General features: G+C 63.7%; 22 protein-coding genes and 1 pseudogene. 14 read left to right on the top strand and 9 right to left on the bottom strand.

Translation table 11 applies throughout. The features are described 5' to 3' along the window. Positions 1-5 precede the first annotated feature (5 nt). The 7 genes from AC5P9I_RS00115 to AC5P9I_RS00085 all read right to left on the bottom strand — a co-directional run bounded on the left by AC5P9I_RS00115 (position 6) and on the right by AC5P9I_RS00085 (position 5,040). Positions 6-1,709 (bottom strand): ATP-binding protein, encoded by a 1,704-nt coding sequence (locus AC5P9I_RS00115; RefSeq protein ID WP_049471415.1) that lies wholly within the window; start codon positions 1,707-1,709, stop codon positions 6-8. A 216-nt stretch (positions 1,710-1,925) separates the two neighbouring features. Continuing rightward, on the bottom strand, positions 1,926-2,108 hold the full coding sequence (locus AC5P9I_RS00110; RefSeq protein WP_049471378.1) for a hypothetical protein: 183 nt from the start codon (positions 2,106-2,108) through the stop codon (positions 1,926-1,928). A 10-nt stretch (positions 2,109-2,118) separates the two neighbouring features. Then, positions 2,119-2,367 (bottom strand): hypothetical protein, encoded by a 249-nt coding sequence (locus AC5P9I_RS00105; protein WP_049471376.1) that lies wholly within the window; start codon positions 2,365-2,367, stop codon positions 2,119-2,121. Between the two features lie 128 nt (positions 2,368-2,495). Next, the gene (locus tag AC5P9I_RS00100) at positions 2,496-2,741 is read right to left on the bottom strand and encodes a hypothetical protein (protein ID WP_049471374.1); all 246 of its coding nucleotides are present in this window, start codon (positions 2,739-2,741) and stop codon (positions 2,496-2,498) included. Positions 2,742-2,864: 123 nt separating this feature from the next. Then, entirely contained in the window at positions 2,865-3,134 is a 270-nt protein-coding gene (locus AC5P9I_RS00095; protein WP_049471373.1) for a hypothetical protein, read from the bottom strand. A 103-nt stretch (positions 3,135-3,237) separates the two neighbouring features. Then, the gene (locus AC5P9I_RS00090; RefSeq protein WP_229766926.1) at positions 3,238-3,711 is read right to left on the bottom strand and encodes a hypothetical protein; all 474 of its coding nucleotides are present in this window, start codon (positions 3,709-3,711) and stop codon (positions 3,238-3,240) included. Positions 3,712-3,801: 90 nt separating this feature from the next. Continuing rightward, positions 3,802-5,040 (bottom strand): NADH:flavin oxidoreductase/NADH oxidase family protein, encoded by a 1,239-nt coding sequence (locus AC5P9I_RS00085; protein WP_049471368.1) that lies wholly within the window; start codon positions 5,038-5,040, stop codon positions 3,802-3,804. Between the two features lie 89 nt (positions 5,041-5,129). Between AC5P9I_RS00085 and AC5P9I_RS00080 the strand changes: the two genes are divergently transcribed. Then, complete coding sequence (locus AC5P9I_RS00080; RefSeq protein WP_049471366.1) at positions 5,130-5,609, top strand: MerR family transcriptional regulator; 480 nt, start codon at positions 5,130-5,132, stop codon at positions 5,607-5,609. Positions 5,610-5,625: 16 nt separating this feature from the next. Here AC5P9I_RS00080 and AC5P9I_RS00075 read toward each other — a convergent pair whose 3' ends face one another. Then, positions 5,626-6,837, bottom strand: a complete 1,212-nt coding sequence (locus AC5P9I_RS00075) for an MFS transporter (protein WP_049471364.1) — start codon at positions 6,835-6,837, stop codon at positions 5,626-5,628. A gap of 126 nt (positions 6,838-6,963) precedes the next feature. Further along, a complete protein-coding gene (locus AC5P9I_RS00070) occupies positions 6,964-7,383 on the bottom strand; it encodes an HD domain-containing protein (protein ID WP_049471363.1) in 420 nt (139 codons plus the stop codon). A 128-nt stretch (positions 7,384-7,511) separates the two neighbouring features. Here AC5P9I_RS00070 and AC5P9I_RS00065 point away from each other — a divergent pair, with 128 nt between their 5' ends. From AC5P9I_RS00065 to AC5P9I_RS00005, 13 genes and pseudogenes are all read left to right on the top strand, one after another. Next, positions 7,512-7,769 carry a hypothetical protein gene (locus tag AC5P9I_RS00065; protein ID WP_005417248.1) on the top strand — a complete coding sequence of 86 codons (258 nt, stop codon included), beginning with the start codon at positions 7,512-7,514 and terminating at the stop codon, positions 7,767-7,769. Positions 7,770-7,803: 34 nt separating this feature from the next. Continuing rightward, positions 7,804-9,483, top strand: a complete 1,680-nt coding sequence (locus AC5P9I_RS00060) for a type IV secretory system conjugative DNA transfer family protein (protein WP_049471361.1) — start codon at positions 7,804-7,806, stop codon at positions 9,481-9,483. 424 nt (positions 9,484-9,907) lie between these two features. Beyond that, entirely contained in the window at positions 9,908-10,354 is a 447-nt protein-coding gene (locus tag AC5P9I_RS00055; protein ID WP_012480646.1) for a hypothetical protein, read from the top strand. Between the two features lie 89 nt (positions 10,355-10,443). Further along, entirely contained in the window at positions 10,444-11,499 is a 1,056-nt protein-coding gene (locus AC5P9I_RS00050) for a VirB8 family type IV secretion system protein (protein WP_049471360.1), read from the top strand. After that, positions 11,496-12,275, top strand: coding sequence for a TrbG/VirB9 family P-type conjugative transfer protein (locus tag AC5P9I_RS00045; RefSeq protein ID WP_032954280.1), 780 nt, complete (start codon positions 11,496-11,498; stop codon positions 12,273-12,275). The genes AC5P9I_RS00050 and AC5P9I_RS00045 overlap by 4 nt, the downstream gene beginning before the upstream one ends. Further along, positions 12,272-13,543, top strand: coding sequence for a TrbI/VirB10 family protein (locus tag AC5P9I_RS00040; protein WP_019660293.1), 1,272 nt, complete (start codon positions 12,272-12,274; stop codon positions 13,541-13,543). Before AC5P9I_RS00045 ends, AC5P9I_RS00040 begins: the two co-directional genes overlap by 4 nt. Positions 13,544-13,557: 14 nt before the next feature. After that, positions 13,558-14,601 (top strand): P-type DNA transfer ATPase VirB11, encoded by a 1,044-nt coding sequence (gene virB11 / locus AC5P9I_RS00035; protein WP_049471359.1) that lies wholly within the window; start codon positions 13,558-13,560, stop codon positions 14,599-14,601. 3 nt (positions 14,602-14,604) lie between these two features. Next, a pseudogene (locus tag AC5P9I_RS00030) lies at positions 14,605-15,082 on the top strand (lytic transglycosylase domain-containing protein); the annotation flags it as partial. Positions 15,083-15,661: 579 nt separating this feature from the next. Continuing rightward, positions 15,662-16,072 (top strand): TrbC/VirB2 family protein, encoded by a 411-nt coding sequence (locus tag AC5P9I_RS00025; protein WP_019660290.1) that lies wholly within the window; start codon positions 15,662-15,664, stop codon positions 16,070-16,072. After that, positions 16,065-16,373, top strand: a complete 309-nt coding sequence (locus tag AC5P9I_RS00020) for a VirB3 family type IV secretion system protein (RefSeq protein ID WP_019660289.1) — start codon at positions 16,065-16,067, stop codon at positions 16,371-16,373. Before AC5P9I_RS00025 ends, AC5P9I_RS00020 begins: the two co-directional genes overlap by 8 nt. An 81-nt stretch (positions 16,374-16,454) precedes the next feature. Then, the gene (locus AC5P9I_RS00015) at positions 16,455-18,893 is read left to right on the top strand and encodes a VirB4 family type IV secretion/conjugal transfer ATPase (protein ID WP_049471356.1); all 2,439 of its coding nucleotides are present in this window, start codon (positions 16,455-16,457) and stop codon (positions 18,891-18,893) included. A 59-nt stretch (positions 18,894-18,952) separates the two neighbouring features. After that, the gene (locus AC5P9I_RS00010) at positions 18,953-19,750 is read left to right on the top strand and encodes a hypothetical protein (RefSeq protein WP_019660287.1); all 798 of its coding nucleotides are present in this window, start codon (positions 18,953-18,955) and stop codon (positions 19,748-19,750) included. 79 nt (positions 19,751-19,829) lie between these two features. Further along, positions 19,830-20,656 (top strand): TrbL/VirB6 family protein (locus tag AC5P9I_RS00005; RefSeq protein WP_495217333.1); only part of this gene is annotated, 827 nt, incomplete at its 3' end.

The raw sequence follows: 20,656 nt of genomic DNA, 5'->3' as shown, positions 1-20,656 counted from the left end.
AGCGGCTAGGGCGAGGCCACCACAGCCGGCGCGCGGCGCGCGGCCTCGGTCATCACCGAGGCCAGCTGCTTCAATGAGTAAGGCTTGCGTAGCAGGGTGAAGCCATGGCCAGGATCCCGCGCCAGCAACTCGCTGTAGCCGCTGGTGAGGATCACTGGGAGCTCTGGCAGGCGGTCGCGGATGGTACGGGCCAGATCCAGGCCGTTCATGCCCGGCATCACGACGTCGCTGAACACCACATGGAAGCGCGAGGCATCCCGTTCCAGCTCGGCCAGGGCCTCGTCCGCATTGCGCGCAAGGACCACGCTGTACTCGAGCTCGCGCAGGGCGCCGACCGCAAATTCGGCCACGTCGACGTTGTCTTCCACCACCAGCACGCAGACGCCATGACCATGCTGCAGGCCCGGTTGCGCTGCCGGCCGTTCCGTCGTTTTTCGTGCCTGCGCCAACGGCAGGTACAGCGTGAAGCGGGTCCCGGCGCCGGCCTGGCTCTGCACGTCCACTTCGCCTTCTGACTGCTTGACGAAGCCGAACACCTGGCTGAGCCCCAGCCCGGTCCCGGCGCCGACGCTCTTGGTGGTGAAGAAGGGCTCGAAAATACGGTCGACCACGTCAGGGTCGATGCCCGTTCCGGTATCGGTCACGCTGATCGCAGCAAAGTCACCCTTCATCGGCGCGGCGAAGCGCACCGAGGGCACCGCGGTGACCTGTTCCACTTCGATGGTCACCCGGCCGTGTCCCTCGATCGCATCGCGGGCATTGACCGCGATGTTGATCAATGCGGTGTCCAGCTGGGTGCGGTCCAGCAGCACCGGCAGCGGCGTACCGGGCAACGTCAACGACACCTGGATGCGCGCGCCCAGAACCGTGGTGATGATGTCCGAGAGCGCGTGCACGCTCTCGCAGAGATCGAAGACCTCCGGCGACAGGCTCTGGCGACGCGAGAAGGCCAGCAGCTGCGCGGTCAGCTTGGTGGCGCGGTCCGACGCTGTTGCAATGGCCTGGATGTACCGGCGCCGGGAGTCGTCTGCCGGCCACGTATGCAGGAGCATGTCCACCGAACCGGTGATGACCTGCAGCAGGTTGTTGAAGTCGTGGGCCACCCCGCCGGTGAGCTGGCCGATCGCTTCCAGCTTCTGCGATTGCCGCAGCTGCTCGCGGGCGCGGACCAGTTCCAGGTGGGCCTCCCGCGCCTGCTCGGTGATCGCCGCGACCTGGCGGCTGTGCAGGTCGCGCTCGATCACCCGTTCGGTCTGCTCGCTGACCACGCACAGGATGCCCGCCACACTGCCGCAGCCGACGCGCAGCGGCGAATAGGAGAACGTCCAGAACGTTTCGCGCAGCGTGCCGTCGCGGTCCATCATCAGGGGCAGGTTCTTGAAGCTGCGGCTGGTGCCGGCAAAGGCATCGTTGACCGCCTGCACCACGTCCGGCCATACGTCGGCCCAGACATCCTCCAGGCGATTGCCCATCGCGCCGTGCAGCTTTTCCCCCAGCATCGGCAGGTAGGCATCATTGAAGAAGAAGGCCTTGTCTTCCTTGCCCCAGGCGAGCCACAGGGGTTCGGGCGAATCCAGGATCATCGCCAGCAACGTGCGAAGCTCGGCGGGGGCGCTGGCAGCAATGGCCGAGCGGGCCCAGTCGCTGTCCTGCAGCAGTCGGTAGGCGAGCTGATCGGGTGCAGAGACAGGCAGGGGAAAAGGATGCATGGCCGCCGATGGCGCAGGAAGGTGGCGCAGCATAGCCGAGCGCGTGTCATGGCGCCCTGCACACCGCCGGCATGAAGGGCATCGCCACTTCGAGTCGATGGTGTGCAGCGTTGCGCCTCTGTCCAGCAGGTTGCCGCTATCGCGGCGCCGCGCGCTGCTCACTATGCCCGCGGACTGCGCCGCGCGGAGGGCGCGAAGGCGGCCTGATCGGCGCGTCTAGTCCTTGCGTCCGGCCCGCGCGGCCAGGGCGTCGCGGCCGGCGTCGGTGAGATCGATATCTCCATCTTCCGCCTGTACCGCCAATCCCGCGTTGACCGCCCAAGTCGCCGCATCGCCGCGCACCGGCTGCGCGGCGGCGATTGCTTCAAGGATTTCCCGCTGTTGCGCCGTCATGTCCATGCACTGGCCCTCAGATGCCCAGCAACGATGCCGGTTGCCAATCCGACAGCCGGGCGTGGCTGACCGGTTGGTGGCAGCCGCACCCGTCGCAACGGAACAGTGCCCCACCGGGCAGGTGCACCAGATTGTCTTCGTTGGCCGAACTGGTCGACGAGCAGTGCCGGCAGGTGACGGTGAGCGCGGTGATGCGCTGCACGCCGCCTGACAGATCGAACACGGCCTCGAACGCGCGAATGACAGGGTGGGCGGTGTCCGGCATCTGAATCTCGACAGGGTGGGGAAGCCCGATCCTCGCGCGTCTGCCGTGATGGAGCAGTCAGCCGGATGCATCGGCCTGATCAAGAACGGCGCGACAACGCAGGCGCGGCAACCGGCAGTGCCTCTTCTTCAGGGTTCCTTTTTCTTTCCGCTCAGGTCCAGCGGCCTGTCGCTGCCCTTGCGCTCGCTCGACCACACCTCCATGCCCTTGTTGCAACGGCTCTCGCGGGCGGCGACCTCGCGGGGCAGGTCCTTCAGCAGGGGCGAGTCCTGGCAGGCCGGATGCATGGCGCTGTCGTCATAGGTGGCACAGGCGCTGAGCGTTGCCAGAGCGGCGGCAATGACGGAAGCGTAAAGGACGGGGTGCGGGCTCATGGGGGGTCTCGGTTGATGCCGGGCTGGCCATGGGATTCAAATCCGTGACACCCGGCACGCACAATCGGACCGATCACACTTGTTATTTCGTAACAGGTGCGTGATAGTCCGGCCCCTGCTGGGTCAGGCAATGCAGATCATCAGTACCGTGCACAGCACCAGCATCAGCACGAACACCCGCCGGCTCAGCGCCAGGCAGGCCAGATAAGCCGCCAGCGCCCACGCTGCCAGCAGCGCGCAGGCCACCACCCAGAGTCCGATGCCCATCATCGAGCCGGTCGCCAATGCAGACAGCGCGATGGCCTTGAACAGCGCCACGCCCAGTACGCTGCCCAGCATGCCGGCCTGCAGGGCGATGGCATCATGGCGGGCAGGTGCGCGGGCGTGGTGCATTGCGGGTCCGTTGCAGGCCGGGAACGCGGCGTCGGCTGCACTGTGCCCAAATGCACATCCACAAAATGTGTTCATTGCGCGCCGACAGCGCGGTGGAGCGCGTTCAGTCGAACTCAGCCCCGGCTGATTCCAGGCGCTGCCGGTACGCCGCGCGGTGCTGGTACAGGCGCTGGCATTCGGCGGACCTGTGGATGCGGCTGGCCGGTTCGCTGGCCACCGAGTCGCACATCCGCGCGATGTGGTTGCTGGCGGCCAGCTCGGTCACGAAGAACACGGCAGTGATGCCGGTACCGAGCAGCACCACGTACAGCAGGCGGCTGAGCCAGCGCGACCGCCGGCGCTCGACGTGCTGCTGGAGGGTCAGGTCGAAACGGATGATGCTGAGCACGATCCAGATGACCGCGACCAGGAAGCAAAGCGTGGGCAGCAGGCCGCGCCAGAGGCCGGCCTCGTACACGGATTCACTGTAGTGGACGGCGGCACCCGCACCGGCGATGGCGATCGCCAGCGCCCAGTTGCGGCCCAGCGAGAGCAGGTCGTCAAGCAGTTTTTCACGGTTCCTGGTCGGGCCAGCCACATCCAGTCCTTGTGCGTCCGTCGATGGGCTGCGGCGCAGCCCATCCATGGATGGTGGCGCATCACTGCAGCGATGAGAAGCCTGCACGACTCAACAGGCGCCGGCCCGGTCAGCGACCCAGCGACGGTAGCGGCGGGTCCGGCATTTGGCGGCCGCTTGTGCCAGCAGCAGCGCCCAGACGGGCGAGACGCCGGGTGCGGTGGGCCGACGCTTGCTCAGCCGCCCCAGCTGGTACTTCACCGCAGCCATGTGTGCGCTGGCGGCCAACGGCTTGCTGCGCCAGTCGATGGTGCGCAGTGTTGGCGCCGGATCGCGGCCCTGCTGCCAGTGCTGCGGCAGATCCGGCTCGATCGCCAGTGCAGTGGCGATGCCGACCATGGCCACGCCACTGCCCAGCACCTGTTCGGCCACGGAGTATCGGCGGATGCCGCCGGTGACCATCAGCGGCAGGGTCGCCACCGTGGCGATCTCGCGCGCGAATTCGAGGAAGTAGGCTTCGCGGGCCAGGCTGCGCTGGTCGCGCGCAGCGCCGGTCATGGCGGGTGCTTCGTAGCTGCCGCCGGATAGTTCGACCAGGTCTACGCCGAGCGGCGCCAGCATTTCCACCACGGCGCGCGCATCATCGGGAGAGAAGCCGCCGCGCTGGAAATCGGCGGAGTTGAGCTTCACCGCCACGGCGAAGGCGGGTGACACGGCAGCGCGCACGCCCTGCACGATCTCCAGCAGCAGCCGCGCACGATTGTGCAGGCTGCCGCCCCAGCGGTCGTCGCGGCGGTTGGACAGTGGCGACAGGAACTGGCTGAGCAGGTAGCCATGCGCGGCATGGATCTGCACGCCAGTGAATCCCGCGCGCTCGGCCAGCTCGGCACTGCGGATGAAGCGTGCGATCACCGACGCGATGTCGTCCTCGGTCATCGCCTTGGGCGGGGCGAACTGCTTGGACAGCGCACCCATCTGCAATGGGACGGCGGACGGGGCGAGTGCGGGTTGGCCGAGTGCAGCCGGCATCTGCCGCCCGGGATGATTGATCTGCATCCACATCTGCGCGCCGCGCGAGCGCGCCGTGTCCGCCCAGGCGATGAAGCGATCAAGATGGCGATCATCTTGCAGCACCACGCCGCCGGGGCCGGTCATGGCGCGGCCGTCGACCATCACGTTGCCGGTGATGATCAGTCCGGCGCCGCCATCGGCCCAGCGCTGGTAGAGCTGCAACAGCGCCGCAGAGGGCGCGTGATCGGCGTCGGCCATGTTTTCCTCCATCGCCGCCTTGGCGATGCGGTTGCGGACGACGGCACCGGAGGGCAACACCAGTGGGGAGAACAGCGACATCGGACAGCTCCAGGACAGGGGAATGACGCTACGCTAACCTTCAAGCTTGATTGAAGGTCAACAGGCCTGGGTGCCGAGGATTCATACAGATGAAGATTGGTGAGCTGGCCCGCCGCACGGGTCTGGTGGCCTCGCGCATCCGCTTCTATGAAGAAGCTGGGCTGCTGGTGGTGCCGCGACAGTCCAACGGCTACCGCGACTACCCGGAGCAGGCGGTGCTGCTGCTGGAGCTGATCACCGGCGCGCAGCGCGCCGGCTTCAGCCTGGAAGAGATCCGTGCCCTGCTGCCGCCGCACCTGGGCCAGTGGCAGCACGATGCGCTGATCTCGAGTCTGCAGCAGAAGGTGGCCGATATCGAGGCGCTGCAGGTACGGTTGGCGCACAGCCGGGCGCACCTGCTGGCGCTGATCCAGGACATCCAGGCGCGGCCGGACGGCATTGACTGCGCGGCCAATTCGCGGCGGGTGCTCGAGCGCGTAAAGCGTGGGGAACTGGCGAGGCCGACCTTGGCGGCCGGCGATACGGCGTTGCTGCGACCGGATCGCCGTCACCGCAGAGGCAGCGACTGACGATCCGGCGCAATGTTCAGTGGCTGCCGGCGACGGCGGTCCTGCGCTTCTTGTCCAGCATCACCGCCACGCACCACAGCAGCAGGCCGCCGATGGCGGTGGCCGCGCCCACATAGCCGGTGCTGGCCGGGCTGAAGCCGGCGCTGATCGCCATGCCGCCCAGCCACGGGCCAAGCGCATTGGCAGTATTGAACGCAGCATGGTTGGAGGCCGCCGCCAGCGTCTGCGCTTCACCGGCCACGTCCATCAGGCGGGTCTGCAGTACCGCCGCCAGCGCGCCCATGGTGCCGACGGTGACGATCATCGGGCCGATGGTCCACACCGACTGTGCGGCCAGCGGATACAGCAGCAGCATCACGATCGACCACACCAGCACCACGGCGGCGGCCTTGAAGTGGAACCTGTCCACCAGCCAGCCACCGGCGATGTTGCCGATGATCGCGCCGATGCCGAACACGCCCACCGCCAGCGGCATCCACGATTCGGCCACACCGGTGACCTGCACCAGGGTGGGGGCCAGGTAGGTGAACACGCAGAACATGCCGGCAAAGCCGACCGCGCCGATCGCCAGCGCCAGCCACACCTGGGACGTGTTGAAGGCGCGCAGCTCGCGCATCGGCGAGGTGCGCACTTCGTCCGGATCCGGCAGCAGGAAGCGGGCGATCATCGCCACGGTGGCGATGGCCAGCACGCTGACCAGGGCAAAGGCGGTGCGCCAGCTCAGCTGCTGGCCCAGCCAGGTGGTCAGCGGGTTGCCGACCAGGATCGCGATCGACAGGCCCAGCAGAACCCGGGACATGGCTTGGCCCCGCTGGCCAGCGGGGCTGATCGCGGCGGCCACCAGCATCGCCACGCCGAAATACGCACCGTGCGGCAGGCCGGCAACGAAGCGTGCCGCCAGCATGGTGCCGTAGTTCGGTGCCAGCGCGCTGGCGAGGTTGCCCACTGCGTAGAACCCCATCAACGCCAGCAGCAGCTTGCGGCGCGGGAAACTGGCACCGACGAAGGCGAGGATCGGCGCGCCGACCACCACGCCGATGGCATAGGCGCTGATCAGGTGGCCGACCTGGGTCTCGGAGATCGACAGGCCGCGGCTGATCTCCAGCATCAGGCCCATGCTGGCGAACTCGCTGGTGCCGATGGCGAAGCCGCCCAGTGAAAGGGCGAGGATGATCAGAGTGCGCTGACGGGGCGTCAGCCGCGCAGCCAGGGAAGAGGTGGGGCTCATGCGGGGGCGCGATGGGGCGGGGAGCCCTCCATTGTACTGCTGCACCGCAGCAAGGGCAGCCACACTCAGGGTAAATCAGCGTTTGATCGGTGACACGCCGGCCCACCGCGCCGCCGCCCGGCCCGCTCAGATGCCCAGCGCTGCCCGGGCGTGCGCGTACTTTCCGTGCAGGCGCGCGGCCGTCGCCGCGTCGAGCATCGCCAGCCGCTGCGGATCGGCGTTGTCCTCCAGATCGGCCTGCTTCACCTTCAGTGCCAGCGGGTGGGCGGCAATGCGCGCGTAGTAGCTGTCCGCGTCGGGAGCCGCGTCGCGGGTGAGCAGGTGCACCGCCTCCCGCAGCGGGGCGGGAAAGACCTCGATCCGCGCGGCAAACGCCGGGCAGTCTTCGGCCACGTCATGCAGCCAGGCCACCACTTCGGCGTCATCGTCGCCGCGCACCGCAGCTGCCACCCGCGCCACGTGGCCGATGTAAGGCTGGCCGGCTTTGTCCACCTGGTCCGCGTGGGCCTCGGTGGCCAGCGTGCGTGCAAGTGCTACCCAGTCCATTGCAGTCTCCTTGGATATCCGCGGACAGTTTCGCGCAAAACCGCAGCGCTTGTGCATACGCCGATGACACTGCGACGGGCATGATGGCGGGGCAGGGGGACAGTGCTGCCCCGACAAGGAGGAATGCGATGCAGGAATTCAGGCATGTGCTGGAAACCCGTGGCCGCTATCAGCTGGTAGCGGTGTCCTACGAGCCGGTGTACGCTCCGGGCGATGTGGTCGGCCATGCGGTCGTCGCCGACGATGGGGATCGTCTGACCGACCTGATATCACTGGCCGAAGCGCGCCAACGCTTGCTGCAACTGGTGCGTGAAGAGGGGGAGGAGCCCGGGCTGGAAAACGAGAACCACCTGCGGAAGAAGGCGTCGCGCTGGCGCCACCGCTAGCCGTCGCGCCGCGTGCGCATCATGGAGGATTCGGGTGTTGCCCAGTAAGAAGTATCTGCTCATCGCCATCATCACGCTGGCGACCCTGCTGCTTGGTTTCGTGTTTTCCGGCTACTTGACCTTGCTGTTCCTCGGGCTGGACACCCAGCTGTTCACCTGGAACACCTACTACCAGTACGTCCACGCCATCGGCCAACCGCAGGTCGCGCCTTTCGTGGGCAAGATCAAATGGGCCGGCTACGTGGGCTTCGGCCTGCCGCTGCTGGTGCTGCTGGTGGCCGGCCTGGTGCTGCTGCTGAAGAAGGACAAGCGCTCGCTGCACGGCGACGCGCGCTTCGCCACCGGCGCCGACCTGGCCAAGCACGGCATGTTCAAGAAGACCGGGCAGAGCATCGTGGTCGGCAGCCATGGCGGCAAGCTGGTGCGCCTCGACGGCCAGCAGTTCGTGATCCTGGCCGCGCCGACCCGCTCGGGCAAGGGCGTAGGCGTGGTCATCCCGAACCTGCTGGAGTACGGCGAATCGCTGGTGGTGCTGGACATCAAGCAGGAGAACTTCGACCTGACCAGCGGCTGGCGTGCCAGCCAGGGCCAGGAGGTCTACCTGTTCAATCCCTTTGCCGAGGACCGGCGCACGCACCGCTGGAACCCGCTCAGCTACGTCTCCGACGATCCGGCCTTCCGGGTGTCGGACCTGATGAGCATCGCCGCGATGCTGTATCCGGACGGGGCCGAGGACCAGAAGTTCTGGGTCAGCCAGGCACGCAACGCGTTCATGGCCTTTACCCTGTACCTGTTCGAGAACTGGGACGACGAACGCAGCAGCGGTTTCCCGGGCGGCGCCGGCACGCCCACGCTCGGCGCGGTGTACCGGTTGTCCTCGGGTGATGGCACCGACCTGAAGAAGTACCTCAAGACCCTGTCGGAGCGGCCGTTCCTCAGTGCCAACGCACGGTCGGCGTTCGCCAACATGCTGTCGCAGGCCGATGAGACCTTCGCCTCGATCCTGGGCACCTTCAAGGAGCCGCTCAATCCCTGGATCAACCCGGTGCTGGACAAGGCCACCAGCAGCAATGACTTCCTGCTGACCGACGTCCGCAAGAAGAAGATGACCATCTACATCGGCATCCAGCCGAACAAGCTGGCCGAGAGCCGGCTGATCATCAACCTGTTCTTCAGCCAGCTGATCAACCTCAACACCAAGGAGCTGCCCAAGTCCAACCCGGACCTGAAGTACCAGTGCCTGCTGTTGATGGACGAGTTCACCTCGATCGGCAAGGTCGAGATCATCGCCTCGGCGGTGTCCTACATGGCCGGCTACAACATCCGCCTGCTGCCGATCATCCAGAGCATGTCCCAGCTCGATGCCACCTATGGCCGGGAGGTCTCGCGCACGATCATCACCAACCACGCCCTGCAGATCCTGTACGCGCCGCGTGAACAGCAGGATGCCAACGACTACTCGGACATGCTGGGCTACACCACGGTGCGCAAGAAGAACGTTACCCATGCCCGCGAGAAGACCCACAACTTCACCGAGGAGCGGCGCGCGCTGATGCTGCCGCAGGAGCTGAAGGCGATGGGGCCGGACATGGAAGTGTTCCTGTACGAAGGCATTCCGCATCCGGTGAAATGCGACAAGATTCGCTACTACAAGGATCGCTACTTCACCGCCCGGTTGCTACCAAAGGTGGATATTCCGATGCTGAACGTCTAATTCACGACGCTTAATTTGTGAACTTGATTCGCAGTTATGAAGGTGAATTCGTGATTTCGGTCAAGAATTTGGCATTTGTTCATGGATTTTCAGACTTGTCTGACATGGAATTGACGCGTGGTTGTGCGACCCTGTGCATGTCGTTCAGAAATGTGTGATGGATGGCAGATGTTGTAGAGCAGGGTGGCCAGGAGTTTGTGCCATGAAACAAGGATGGTTTCGACGTTGGTGAGGTATGCGGGTGTGTCGTCGGCAGTGTCTGGCGGCCCCGCGACTTGGTTGGCAGCCGTTGGCTGCAGGGGAGCCGGAGCAGGTGTGCTGCCAGTCAGTGCGTCGCTCCGATTCCGGCGTGCGCGACGCAGCGCCGGACGACCAGGGGACCAATGCTCGGGACTGCTTTTTCGTACGTCAAAGTGAAGCCCGTATGAATCAGGCGTTTATCGCGAAAATGTCCATCGCCGCAGTGGCGGCGTTGATGGTGGCCGGTTGCGCCACCAAGTCCGCTCCCGATTTCGGAGGCCGCTGGAAGCCGGTGAACCGCTTTGCTGCGGCAACCACCGAGATCCCGCTGTACTCCAGTTACGTCTACCAGGCCTCGCCGATGGATGGCACGCTCAAAGCCATGCTCGAGCGCTGGGCCAAGGATTCCGGACGCACGCTGGATTACCGCCTGAGCTCGGACTTCACCCTGTACGGCGCGGTCTCCAACATCGACACCACCAACGCTCAGCAGGCCGTGATCGATCTGACGGCGGCCTACGCAGCGCAGGGCATCTCCGTCTCCATCGTTGGCAACCAGATCGTTGTGCAGAGCGCTGGCTCGACGCCGACCGCGTCGGCACAGGGCGCTGATTCCAACAGCGGCACCTGAGTCCACCTCGAAATCATCGAACGTGCCGCTCCCCGCGCCTGTCGGAGGGGTGCCACGCCCATTGATGTTTCAGCAGTACGGAAGAATCCATGTTCCGCAAGAAGGATCCCGGCAATAGTCCCAAGGTCGAGCAGTCGGTCGCCAAGGCGGTCAGCTACGAGATCACCGTGGCCGACATGGCACGCCGCAGCGAGCGGCGCGCATGGTGGGTCGCCACAGGCTCGTTGCTGATGTCGCTCGCACTGGCGGGCGGCTACTACTACATGCTGCCGCTGAAGGAGAAGGTGCCGTTCCTGGTGATGGCCGATGCCTACACGGGTACGGCGACCGTCGCGCGGTTGAGTGGCACCTTCCAGGGCGAGACGATCACCACCAACGAAGCGATCAATCGCAGCAACGTCGCCCAGTACGTGCTCGCCCGCGAATCGTACGACTCGGCGGTGATGGGCCTGCGTGACTGGGAACTGGTGTTCGTGATGTCCACCGATCCGGTGGCGCAGTCCATGCGTGTCCGCTATGCCGGCAACAACCCGCAGAACCCGTTCGTGATGTACGGTCGCGAGCGCGCCATCCGGGTCAAGATCCTCAGCATCACGCCACTGGGGGCCGAGCCGAACGGCAGCTTCCGCGGCGCTTCGGTGCGCATCCAGCGCAGCCTGCTGGACAAGCGCACCGGCGTCTCTACCTACCTGGACAACCAGCTGGTGACGATGCGCTTCGAGTACAACCAGAACCTGGCGTTGTCCGAACAGGATCGCATCCTCAATCCGCTGGCCTTCCAGGTCACCGAGTACCGCGTCGACAACGACTATTCGCGTGGCGTGCCGGTGCCGGATGACGGCGCCATGCAGGCGCAGGCGCAGCAGGCCGCACAGGCTGCTCAGCAGGCACAGGGTGTCTACGATCCCAACAATCCGGCCGCGGCCACCATGATCGACCCGGCCACCGGCCAGCCGGTCGCGGTGCCAGCCAACGGCCAGGTACCGGGCCAGGCAATGCCGGGACAGCCTGTACCGGGCCAACCGATGCCGGGTCAGCCGGTGCAGGGGCAAGCAATGCCGGGGCAGGCCATGCCCGGACAGCCGGCCATGAGGCCGGCGCAGAACAATTCCACCGGAACTGCTGATGGAGCAAGCAACCGATGAGTAGTCGAAATATCAGGGGAAGCGCGCTGGCGCTGCTGTCGATGTTGTCGTTGCTGTTCTCAGCAGCGGCGATGGCGCAGGCGGTTGACCACTACGAGTACGAGAAGGACCGTATCTACCCGGTTCGCACCGGCCTGGGCCTGACCACCCAGATCGAGTTGAGTCCGAACGAGAAGATCCTCGACTACAGCACCGGCTTCAGCAGCGGCTGGGAACTGACCCGTCGCGAGAACGTGTTCTACCTCAAGCCGAAGAACGTCGACGTCGACACCAACATGATGGTGCGCACCGAGACCCATTCCTACATCTTCGAACTGAAGGTGGTGGCCACCGACTGGCGCCAGCTGGAGCAGGCCCGTCGTGCAGGCGTGCAGTACAAGATCGCCTTCGTCTATCCCAACGACACCGTGTTCGGTGTCGCCCAGGAAGCGGTGGAGGAAGAGGCCAAACCGCTGTTGAGTTCGGAACTGGCCAAGGACCGCCAGTACAACTTCAACTACTCCTATTCGACCAGCAAGGCGAAGAAGATGGGGTGGCTGATCCCGGTCAACGCCTATGACGATGGCCGTTTCACCTACCTGAAACTGCCGAACTCGCCGGAGTACAAGACCGGCATCTTCCCGGCCGTGTTTGGTCGCGAAACGGAATACGGTGAAGACTTTGTGGTCAACACCACGGTTGAAGGCAATACGCTGATCGTGCACGGGACCTACCCGTACCTGGTCATCCGCCACGGCGACTTCGTCGTCGGCCTGCGAAGGAACGTGAAGAAATGAGCCAGCAGAACACTCCCGGAAACGACCCGAACAACGGACGCGACGAGAGCCAGAGCCCGTACGGCGCACAGGGTGCCGCGGACGCGCCGTCGAATCCTTACTTCGGCACGGCCCAGGCCGAGCCGGCGCCGGATCTGGACGCGGCCGCGCCGCAGCTGCGCTCGGCCGAAGAGCAGCGGCTGAACCGGAAGGCGCTGCTGTTCCTCGGTGGCATCGTGTTGCTGTTGGTGGCCATGGGCTTCCTGCTGTTCCGCAAGGGCCAGGATGACAAGGACGCTGCACAGAAGGTGCCGGAAGTCGCGCGTGTGTCCACGCCGACGCTGCCGGACGCTGTGCAGACGGATCCGGTTCCGTCCCAGGCGATGCAGCCCGTTGACCCGATTCCGATGCTGCCGCCGCCGCCGTCCGGGCCTACTCGCGCAGAACCGGCCTTCAGCATGAGCGAGCGCGAAGCCCCGCGGGGTCCGACGCTCGCCGAGCGCCGGATGGGAGCGTCGGGGAACGGCTTCGTTGGTGCTGGCGACAGCGCGGGCGGTGATGGGCAGGGGGGCCAGGAAGACGAGCTGACCCGTACCCTTCGCCTCCAGGCCCAGATGATGGGTGGACAGCAGAATGCAGCGCCGGCCCGGGTTCGTCGCGGCCCCGATGTTGATGACGTGTCCAATGCCAGCTACATCCGCAGTCCCGATGCGCTGCTGGTGCGGGGTACCTACCTGCGTTGCGTGCTGGAAACCCGCATCATCACCGATATCGCGGGCTACACTTCGTGCCTGCTGACCGAACCGGTGTACTCGATCAACGGCCGCAATCTTCTGCTGCCGAAGGGCTCCAAGATCTATGGCGCCTATGGCGGCGGTCCCACCGGCAAGCGGGTGGAAGTGATCTGGGATCGCATCACTACGCCGAATGGTATCGACGTGGCCATGTCCAGCCCGGGCGTGGATCAGCTGGGCGGCGCCGGGCATCCGGGCCAGTACAGCGCGCACTGGGGCAGCCGTATCGCCTCGGCTCTGATGATCAGTCTGCTGGCGGATGCGTTCAAGTACGCCGCTGCAGAGCATGGTCCGGAAACCACTACCGTGGCGAATAACGGCATGACCATCCAGTCGCCCTATGAGAGCGCCACCGCACGCACCATGGAGCGCTTGGCCAATGAATCGCTGAGCCAGCGTCGTCCGCCGACCGTCACCATCAACCAGGGCACGATCGTGAACGTCTACGTTGCAAAGGACGTTGACTTCACCAACGTGCTGAACCCCCGCCGGTAACCCAACGAACGATCATGGACGCCGAAGTGTCACCCCTCGCCCTCGTCTCCAGCGATTTCCTGCGCTATCAGTACGAAGTGCTGGGCATCGCCGAGTACATGACTTCTCCGGAAGTGACGGAAATCTGCATCAACCGTCCCGGCGAGCTGTACCTGGAAACCCGGGCGGGGTGGCAGCGGGTGGACGTGCCGAGCCTGACGTTCGAGCGGGCCCGGCAGTTCTGCACGGCAGTGGTGAACGAGAGCAACACCGGCCAGCGCATCACCGATGCCGATCCGGTGGTGTCGCTCACGTTCCCCACCGGCCAGCGTGCGCAGTTCGTGATTCCGCCGGCCTGTGACGCGGGGAAGGTGTCGATCACCATCCGTTTGCCGTCCAAGCACACCAAGTCGCTCAGCCAGTATCACGAAGATGGTTTCTTCAACCAGATCCTGGAAAGCGATGGCAGCATCAGCGAGCAGGATCGTGAGCTGCTGGAGCTGCGCCATTCGCGCGAATACGCCGAGTTCTTCCGGCGTGCGGTGATGTACCGCAAGAACATCGTGGTATCCGGTGCGACCGGTAGCGGCAAGACCACCTTCATGAAAGCGTTGGTCAATCATATCCCGGACAACGAGCGCCTGGTCACGATCGAGGACGCGCGCGAACTGTTTCTGACCCAACCCAATGTCGTGCACCTGCTGTATTCCAAGGGTGGACAAAGCACCAGCAATGTCAGCGCCAAGAGCTGCATGGAAGCCTGCCTGCGCATGAAGCCCGAACGCATCATCCTCGCCGAGCTGCGCGGTGACGAGGCGTTCTACTTCATCCGCAACTGCGCGTCCGGCCACCCAGGGTCGATCACCAGCTGCCACGCCGGCAGTCCGGAACAGACCTGGGACCAGCTGGCACTGATGGTGAAGGCTTCGGCCGAGGGTTCGGGCCTGGAGTTCAACGTGATCAAGCGGCTGTTGATGATGACCATCGACATCGTCGTGCATATCAAGGCGCATGCCGGTTCGCGCTACATCACCGGCATCGACTTCAATCCTGGGCGTGCCCAGGGGCAGGAGGGCTGAAGGATGCTGCCAGGACTGGAAATGATGGCGTGCCCGGAGATGGCCGTATCGATGGAGGTGATGCAGCACGTGATCAACGTCGAGTCATCGCGCAATCCCTACGCCATCGGTGTGGTGGGCGGTGCACTGGTGCGCCAGCCCAAGGCGCTGGACGAAGCGCTTGCGACGGTACGGATGCTGGAAGAGAAGGGCTACAACTTCTCGATCGGGCTGGCCCAGGTCAATCGCTACAACCTGGGCAAATACGGGCTGGATTCCTACGAGAAGGCCTTCCAGCAGTGCCCGAACCTGCAGGCCGGTTCGCGCATCCTCGCCGACTGCTACAAGCGCTCCGGTGGTGACTGGGGCAAGTCGTTCAGCTGTTACTACTCGGGCAATTTCGAGACCGGCTTCCGTCACGGCTACGTGCAGAAGATCTACGACTCGATCCGCCGCGGCCAGCAGGTTGCCAGCAATGGTGTCGCACCGATCGACGTGGTCAGTCGCGGTGAGCGCCGTGCAGTGAAGGTCGAGCATCATCCGCAGCTCGCTTCGCCGGCGCAGGCGCGCATCGTTGCACAATCCAATGGCCCGGTGTACGTGCCGTCGGAAGATCCCGCACGCGCCTATGTCGTGTACCCGTCCACCGGTGCGATGGCGCGGGGCAGTCTGCTGAATCTCGCCGACCAGGCGCTGTCCAAGGTGGTGCTGGGTTCAGTGGACAGGATGATGCAGCCCCAGGCGCAGCCCAGCCAAGGGCCCGCCTATCCCCAGCAGCAGGCCGGTGGCATGCCGCAGCAGCTGCCTCAGCAGGGTGCTGCGCAGGCGATGGTCATGCCGCAGCAGTTGCCGGGCGCTGCCGGTGCCAGCAATGAGGGGCCCGTGATGCTGCGGCCCTGGAGCGAGCGCAACCGGCCTGTGGCGGGTGCCGACAATTCGTACAACGCGCCGGTGCAGGCCGCACCGGTGCAGCAGATTCCCGCAGGGGATGCGGCCTTCGTGTTCTGACGAAGTCGTGGTGCGGCCAGTCCCCCGGCTGGCCGATTCAGTTGTGTTAGTCCATCAACAAGGAAATCAATCCATGAAGCGATCCAATCTCGACCTCGTCCAGGCCCAGCGCACGCTGAAGACCCTGCTGATGGCCACGATCTTCGTCGGCGCCATGTTCGCCCCGCAGGTCTTCGCCAACGGTGCCGTCGACTTCGGCGGCACCGACAAGAAGGTGTGCGGCTTCTTCAATAACATCAACGGCCTGCTGAACATCGCCTCGATCGCCGTGGTCACCATCGCGGTGATCTTCGCCGGTTATCAGATCGCCTTCGCGCACAAGCGCATCGCCGACGTTGCACCGATCCTGATCGGCGGCGTGCTGATCGGCGCTGCGGGCCAGATCGCGCGCATGCTGCTGGGTGACGGCAGCGACGGCAAGTGCGGTGGCGGCAGCAGCACCTACTACCTGATCAACAACGCGATCCAGTACTACAGTGCATAAGAACGTCGTGTTCCGCGGCTGCACGCGCCCAGCAATGTTCCTGGGCGTGCCCTATCTGCCATTTTTCATGGTGGCAGGCGGGTTGCTGCTGCTCAGCATGTACACGAACTTCTGGTTCCTGCTCACCATTCCGGTGGCGGTCTTCATCATGCGACAGATGGCCAAGCGTGACGAAATGATCTTCCGCCTGTTGGGCCTGCGCCTGATGTTCAAGCTGAAAGTCCGCAACGTGCAGGAACACGATGGTATGTGGGTGTTCAACCCCAACCATTACCGCGACAAGCCGGCCCGAATGGATTGAGGTCCGGATCCGGCCTGGCGGGCGTCCGCGCCCGCCGGGTCTTTTGTAACTCCTTGGCACTACCTCTTTGGAAGCAGTCGTATGTTCAGCCCTGACACCTCCATCAGTGAGTTCATCCCGTTGTCGTCGCATGTCTCCCCGAACGTGGTCAAGACCACGGGCGGCGACTACCTGCTGACCTGGCATCTGGAAGGGCTGCCGTTCGTCGGCCGCGAGGAGTGGGAGCTGGAGCATCGCCACAACACGTTCAACCGCCTGCTGCAGACGCTGCGCGCACCCGATTTCGTGAACGTGGCGTTCTGGGTGCATGACATCCGTCGTCGCCGCACCCTGAAGGGCAAGAGCAACTACAAGCAGCGCTTCAACCAGGATGTGTCCGATCAGTACATGGGCATGTTGTCCTCACAGCGCATCATGCAGAACGAGCTGTATCTGACCATGATCTACCGCCCCGTGGTGGCGGGTAAGCGCTTCGTCGAGAAGTCGGCGAACGTGGACAAGCTGCGCGCCGAGCAGGAGCAGGCAGTAGAAAAGTTGATGGAGCTGGCCGGCAACGTCGAGGCCGTCATCCGCGACTATGCGCCGTACCGCCTGGGAATGTACGAGGCAAAGAACGGCGTGGTGTTCTCTGAAACGCTGGAGCTGTTCGGCTACCTGATCAATCGCATTGACGAGCCGGTCCCGGTGCTGTCGGCACCAATCAAGGACTACCTGCCGGTCAGCCGGCACATGTTCTCGTCCAAGACCGGTGACTTCGTCATCAATACCCCCAATGGTGCCAACCACTTCGGCGCCATCCTGAATATCAAGGAGTATGCCGAGGGGACTTACCCGGGCATCCTCAACGGCCTGAAGTACCTGGACTACGAGTACGTCATCACCCATTCGTTCAGCCCGATGGGGCGTCAGGACGCACTCAAGGTGCTCGACCGCACCAAGGGCATGATGATCTCCTCCGGTGACAAGGCAGTCAGCCAGATCGTCGAGCTGGACCAGGCGATGGATCAGCTGTCGTCGGGTAATTTCGTGCTGGGCGAGTACCACTTCATCATGGCAGTCTACGGCGACAGCCAGGCCAAGCTGTCGCAGAACGTGGCCACGACGCGCGCCGAGCTGTCCAATGCCGGTTTCGTGTCGACCAAGGAAGACCTGGCGGTTACCTCGTCCTTCTATTCGCAGCTGCCGGCCAACTGGCGCTACCGCACCCGCCTGGCCAATGTCAGCTCGCTGAACTTCCTGGGCCTGTCGCCGCTGCACAACTTCGCGACCGGCAAGCAGCACAACAACCCGTGGGGCGACTGCGTCACCACGCTGCAGACCACCAACGGCCAGCCGTACTACTTCAATTTCCACGCGACCCATCCGTCGGAGAACTCGCTGGGCGAGAAGGCGATCGCCAACACCATGGTGATTGGTAAGTCCGGTACCGGTAAGACCGCGCTGATCAACTTCCTGCTCAGCCAGGTTCAGAAGTACGAGCCGTCACCGACCATCTTCTTCTTCGACAAGGACCGTGGTGCTGAGATTTTCGTCCGCGCCTGCGGTGGTAACTATCTGGCCCTGGAGAACGGCGCGCCGACCGGGTTCAACCCGTTCCAGTGCGAGAACAATGAATCCAACGTGCAGTTCCTGGCCGACCTGATCAAGGTACTGGCCGGCAAGCGTGAGTACAGTGCGCGCGAAGAAGAGGACATCTACCGCGCAGTGGAAAGCATGCTCGATACGCCGATGCACCTGCGCAGCATGACCAACTTCCAGAAGAGCCTGCCCAATATGGGCGACGATGGGCTCTATGCGCGCATGCGCCGCTGGACCTCGGGCAACTCGCTGGGCTGGGTCTTCGACAATCCGGTCGACACCGTTGATCTGAGCAAGGCCAACATCATCGGCTTCGACTACACCGACATCATCGACAATCCCGAAGTGCGCGTGCCGGTCATCAATTACCTGCTGCACCGCCTGGAGTCGTTGATCGATGGTCGTCCGCTGATCTACGTGATGGACGAGTTCTGGAAGATCCTGGATGGCGAGGGTGGCCTGAAGGAATTCGCGAAGAACAAGCAGAAGACCATCCGTAAGCAGAATGGTCTCGGCATCTTCGCAACGCAGAGCCCGGAGGACGCGCTGAAGAGTGATATCTCCGCCGCGCTGATCGAACAGACCGCCACGCTGATCCTGCTGCCGAACCCGAATGCCAGCAAGAGCGACTACATGGATGGCCTGAAGCTGACCGAGGCCGAGTTCAGGGTGGTTACCGCCCTGGACGAGCGCTCGCGCTGCTTCCTGGTCAAGCAGGGCCATGCGTCCAGCGTCTGCCAGCTCAACCTGCGTGGGATGGACGACATCCTGTCGGTGATCTCGGCCTCGACCGACAACATCGACATCATGCATCGGGTGTTGCAGACCGCTGCAGTCCGCAATCGGATCACCGTGGACGAGCTCACGCCGGAACAGTGGTTGGAAGATTTCTACAAGAACCGGAAGGGTTCGGGGAAGGAACCCCGTTCCGACGCTGCCTGACGGCAGCGCAAGCAGGAGACAGGCAAGTGGATGTCAATCTGAACAACAGGAGTTTTGCCATGAACATCGTCAAGCGTCGGGCCAGCGCCCGCAAGGTACTCAAGCCGGTGGCCAAAGTGCTGGGTGTTGCCTTGGCGCTGTCTGCCACCAATGCTGGGGCATTTGGTCCGGTGCAGGAAACCGGTCCAGCGCTGATGCAGCACATCTGGAACCAGTTCAATACCCTGCAGTCCAAGGTGCAGGAGAAGACCCAGTTCGTCAGAGAAAATACACAGTGGCTTCAGGACTGGAACCAGACCATCAAGGAGTATGGCGAGATGCTGGTTCAGGTGCAGGGTATCGTCAACAACTTCGGTCTTCCTTCCGCTGCACAGCTGACGCCCGTTTCGCCCAAGTACCTGGTCGCTGAAACCTGTGGCACCGGCGCAGATTTGAAGGACATGCTGCCCAACATCATTTTCAATTCAAAGGGCGACTGGAAGAGCCAGCAGACGCAGATCTGCGTGAACATCCGCATGATGCAGAATCGCAAATACAACGATGCGGTTTACTTCATGCAGACGACCGGGCCTGCGTTCCTGAAGAGCATGGATGACATCGCCCAGTTGCGTTTTGGTAGCAATCGGCTCGGTGACATGAACGCAGTGGCGAACGACTCGATGCGTACTGCGAATGAAATGAACGCAACGATCAAGAACTTTGAAGCCCGGATCAAGGCATACGACGCCTACATCGATGTGATGGAGGCCAATCAGAAGGTCGTGGCCCAGTCTGCGCTCAAGGGCGATCCAACCAAGACCGTCATCAGTGACCTGGTCAAGACAGCAGCGCTGAAGACGGCGTTGTCCATCGACTGATGCGTGGAATGAAGCACCTGAGGTTCGAGTCCCTACGGGGCGCCTCAAGCGATAGCGGTATCACCAAGGGAATGTGGGTATGACGATCAGGTCGATTGCCAACTTTGATTTTTCGGGCGGATTCCAGGATTTGATGGGGCACGTGGCGCGCGTCCAGTCGGTCGGCGACTTCGTTTTCTTCAAGCTGATCCTGGATTATCTGCGGGAGCGAATCGGCAAGTTCGGCTTCGACGTCATGGACAACATGATGGCGTGGGTGGGCGGAATGGCGCTGACCCTCATGACCTTGTGGGTCCTCATTCAGGGCTATCGTATCGTCACCGGACGCAGCCGCGATTCGATGATGATCTTGGTGACCAACATGGCGCGCGCCGCACTGATCGTGGCTGTAGCGACAAGCATGGGCATGTTTGGCCGGGATCTTCATGAATTCCTGACCGAGGACGTGAAGGGTCTCATCACCCACGTCGTTACCGGGAAGGATCAGAAGCCCGAGGAGCAGATCGACAAGAGCTTGGCCTGGATGCAGGTTGCGCTGTCCAGCGTGGATGGAATCAAGATCCTGAATGACCCGGGGCTGCAGGAAGACAAGACACGAGCCATGTGGTTCATCGGCTTGGGTACGGGCGGCCCGGCGGTGACTGCTGGCTCGATGCTGTTGCTCTATGAGGTCGCGATGGCGTTGTTCATCGGTTTCGGCCCACTGTTCATCCTCTGTCTGTTGTTCGATCAGACCAAACAATTGTTCCAGCGATGGCTTTTCTACGGAATCGGGACCATGTTCTCGATGGCGGTGCTGTCGGCAATGGTGTCCATTGCATTGGATATGGTGATCCGCGTGTCTTCCTCGTTCTGGGCGACGGCGCTGGTGAACAGGTTCCTGCTTGACGGGGCTTCCAGCGACGG

The organism is Stenotrophomonas sp. YJH_SMC_29 (assembly GCF_059371235.1).
The sequence above is the reverse complement of the archived record's forward strand: the minus strand, read 5'-3'. Positions and strand labels throughout refer to the sequence as shown.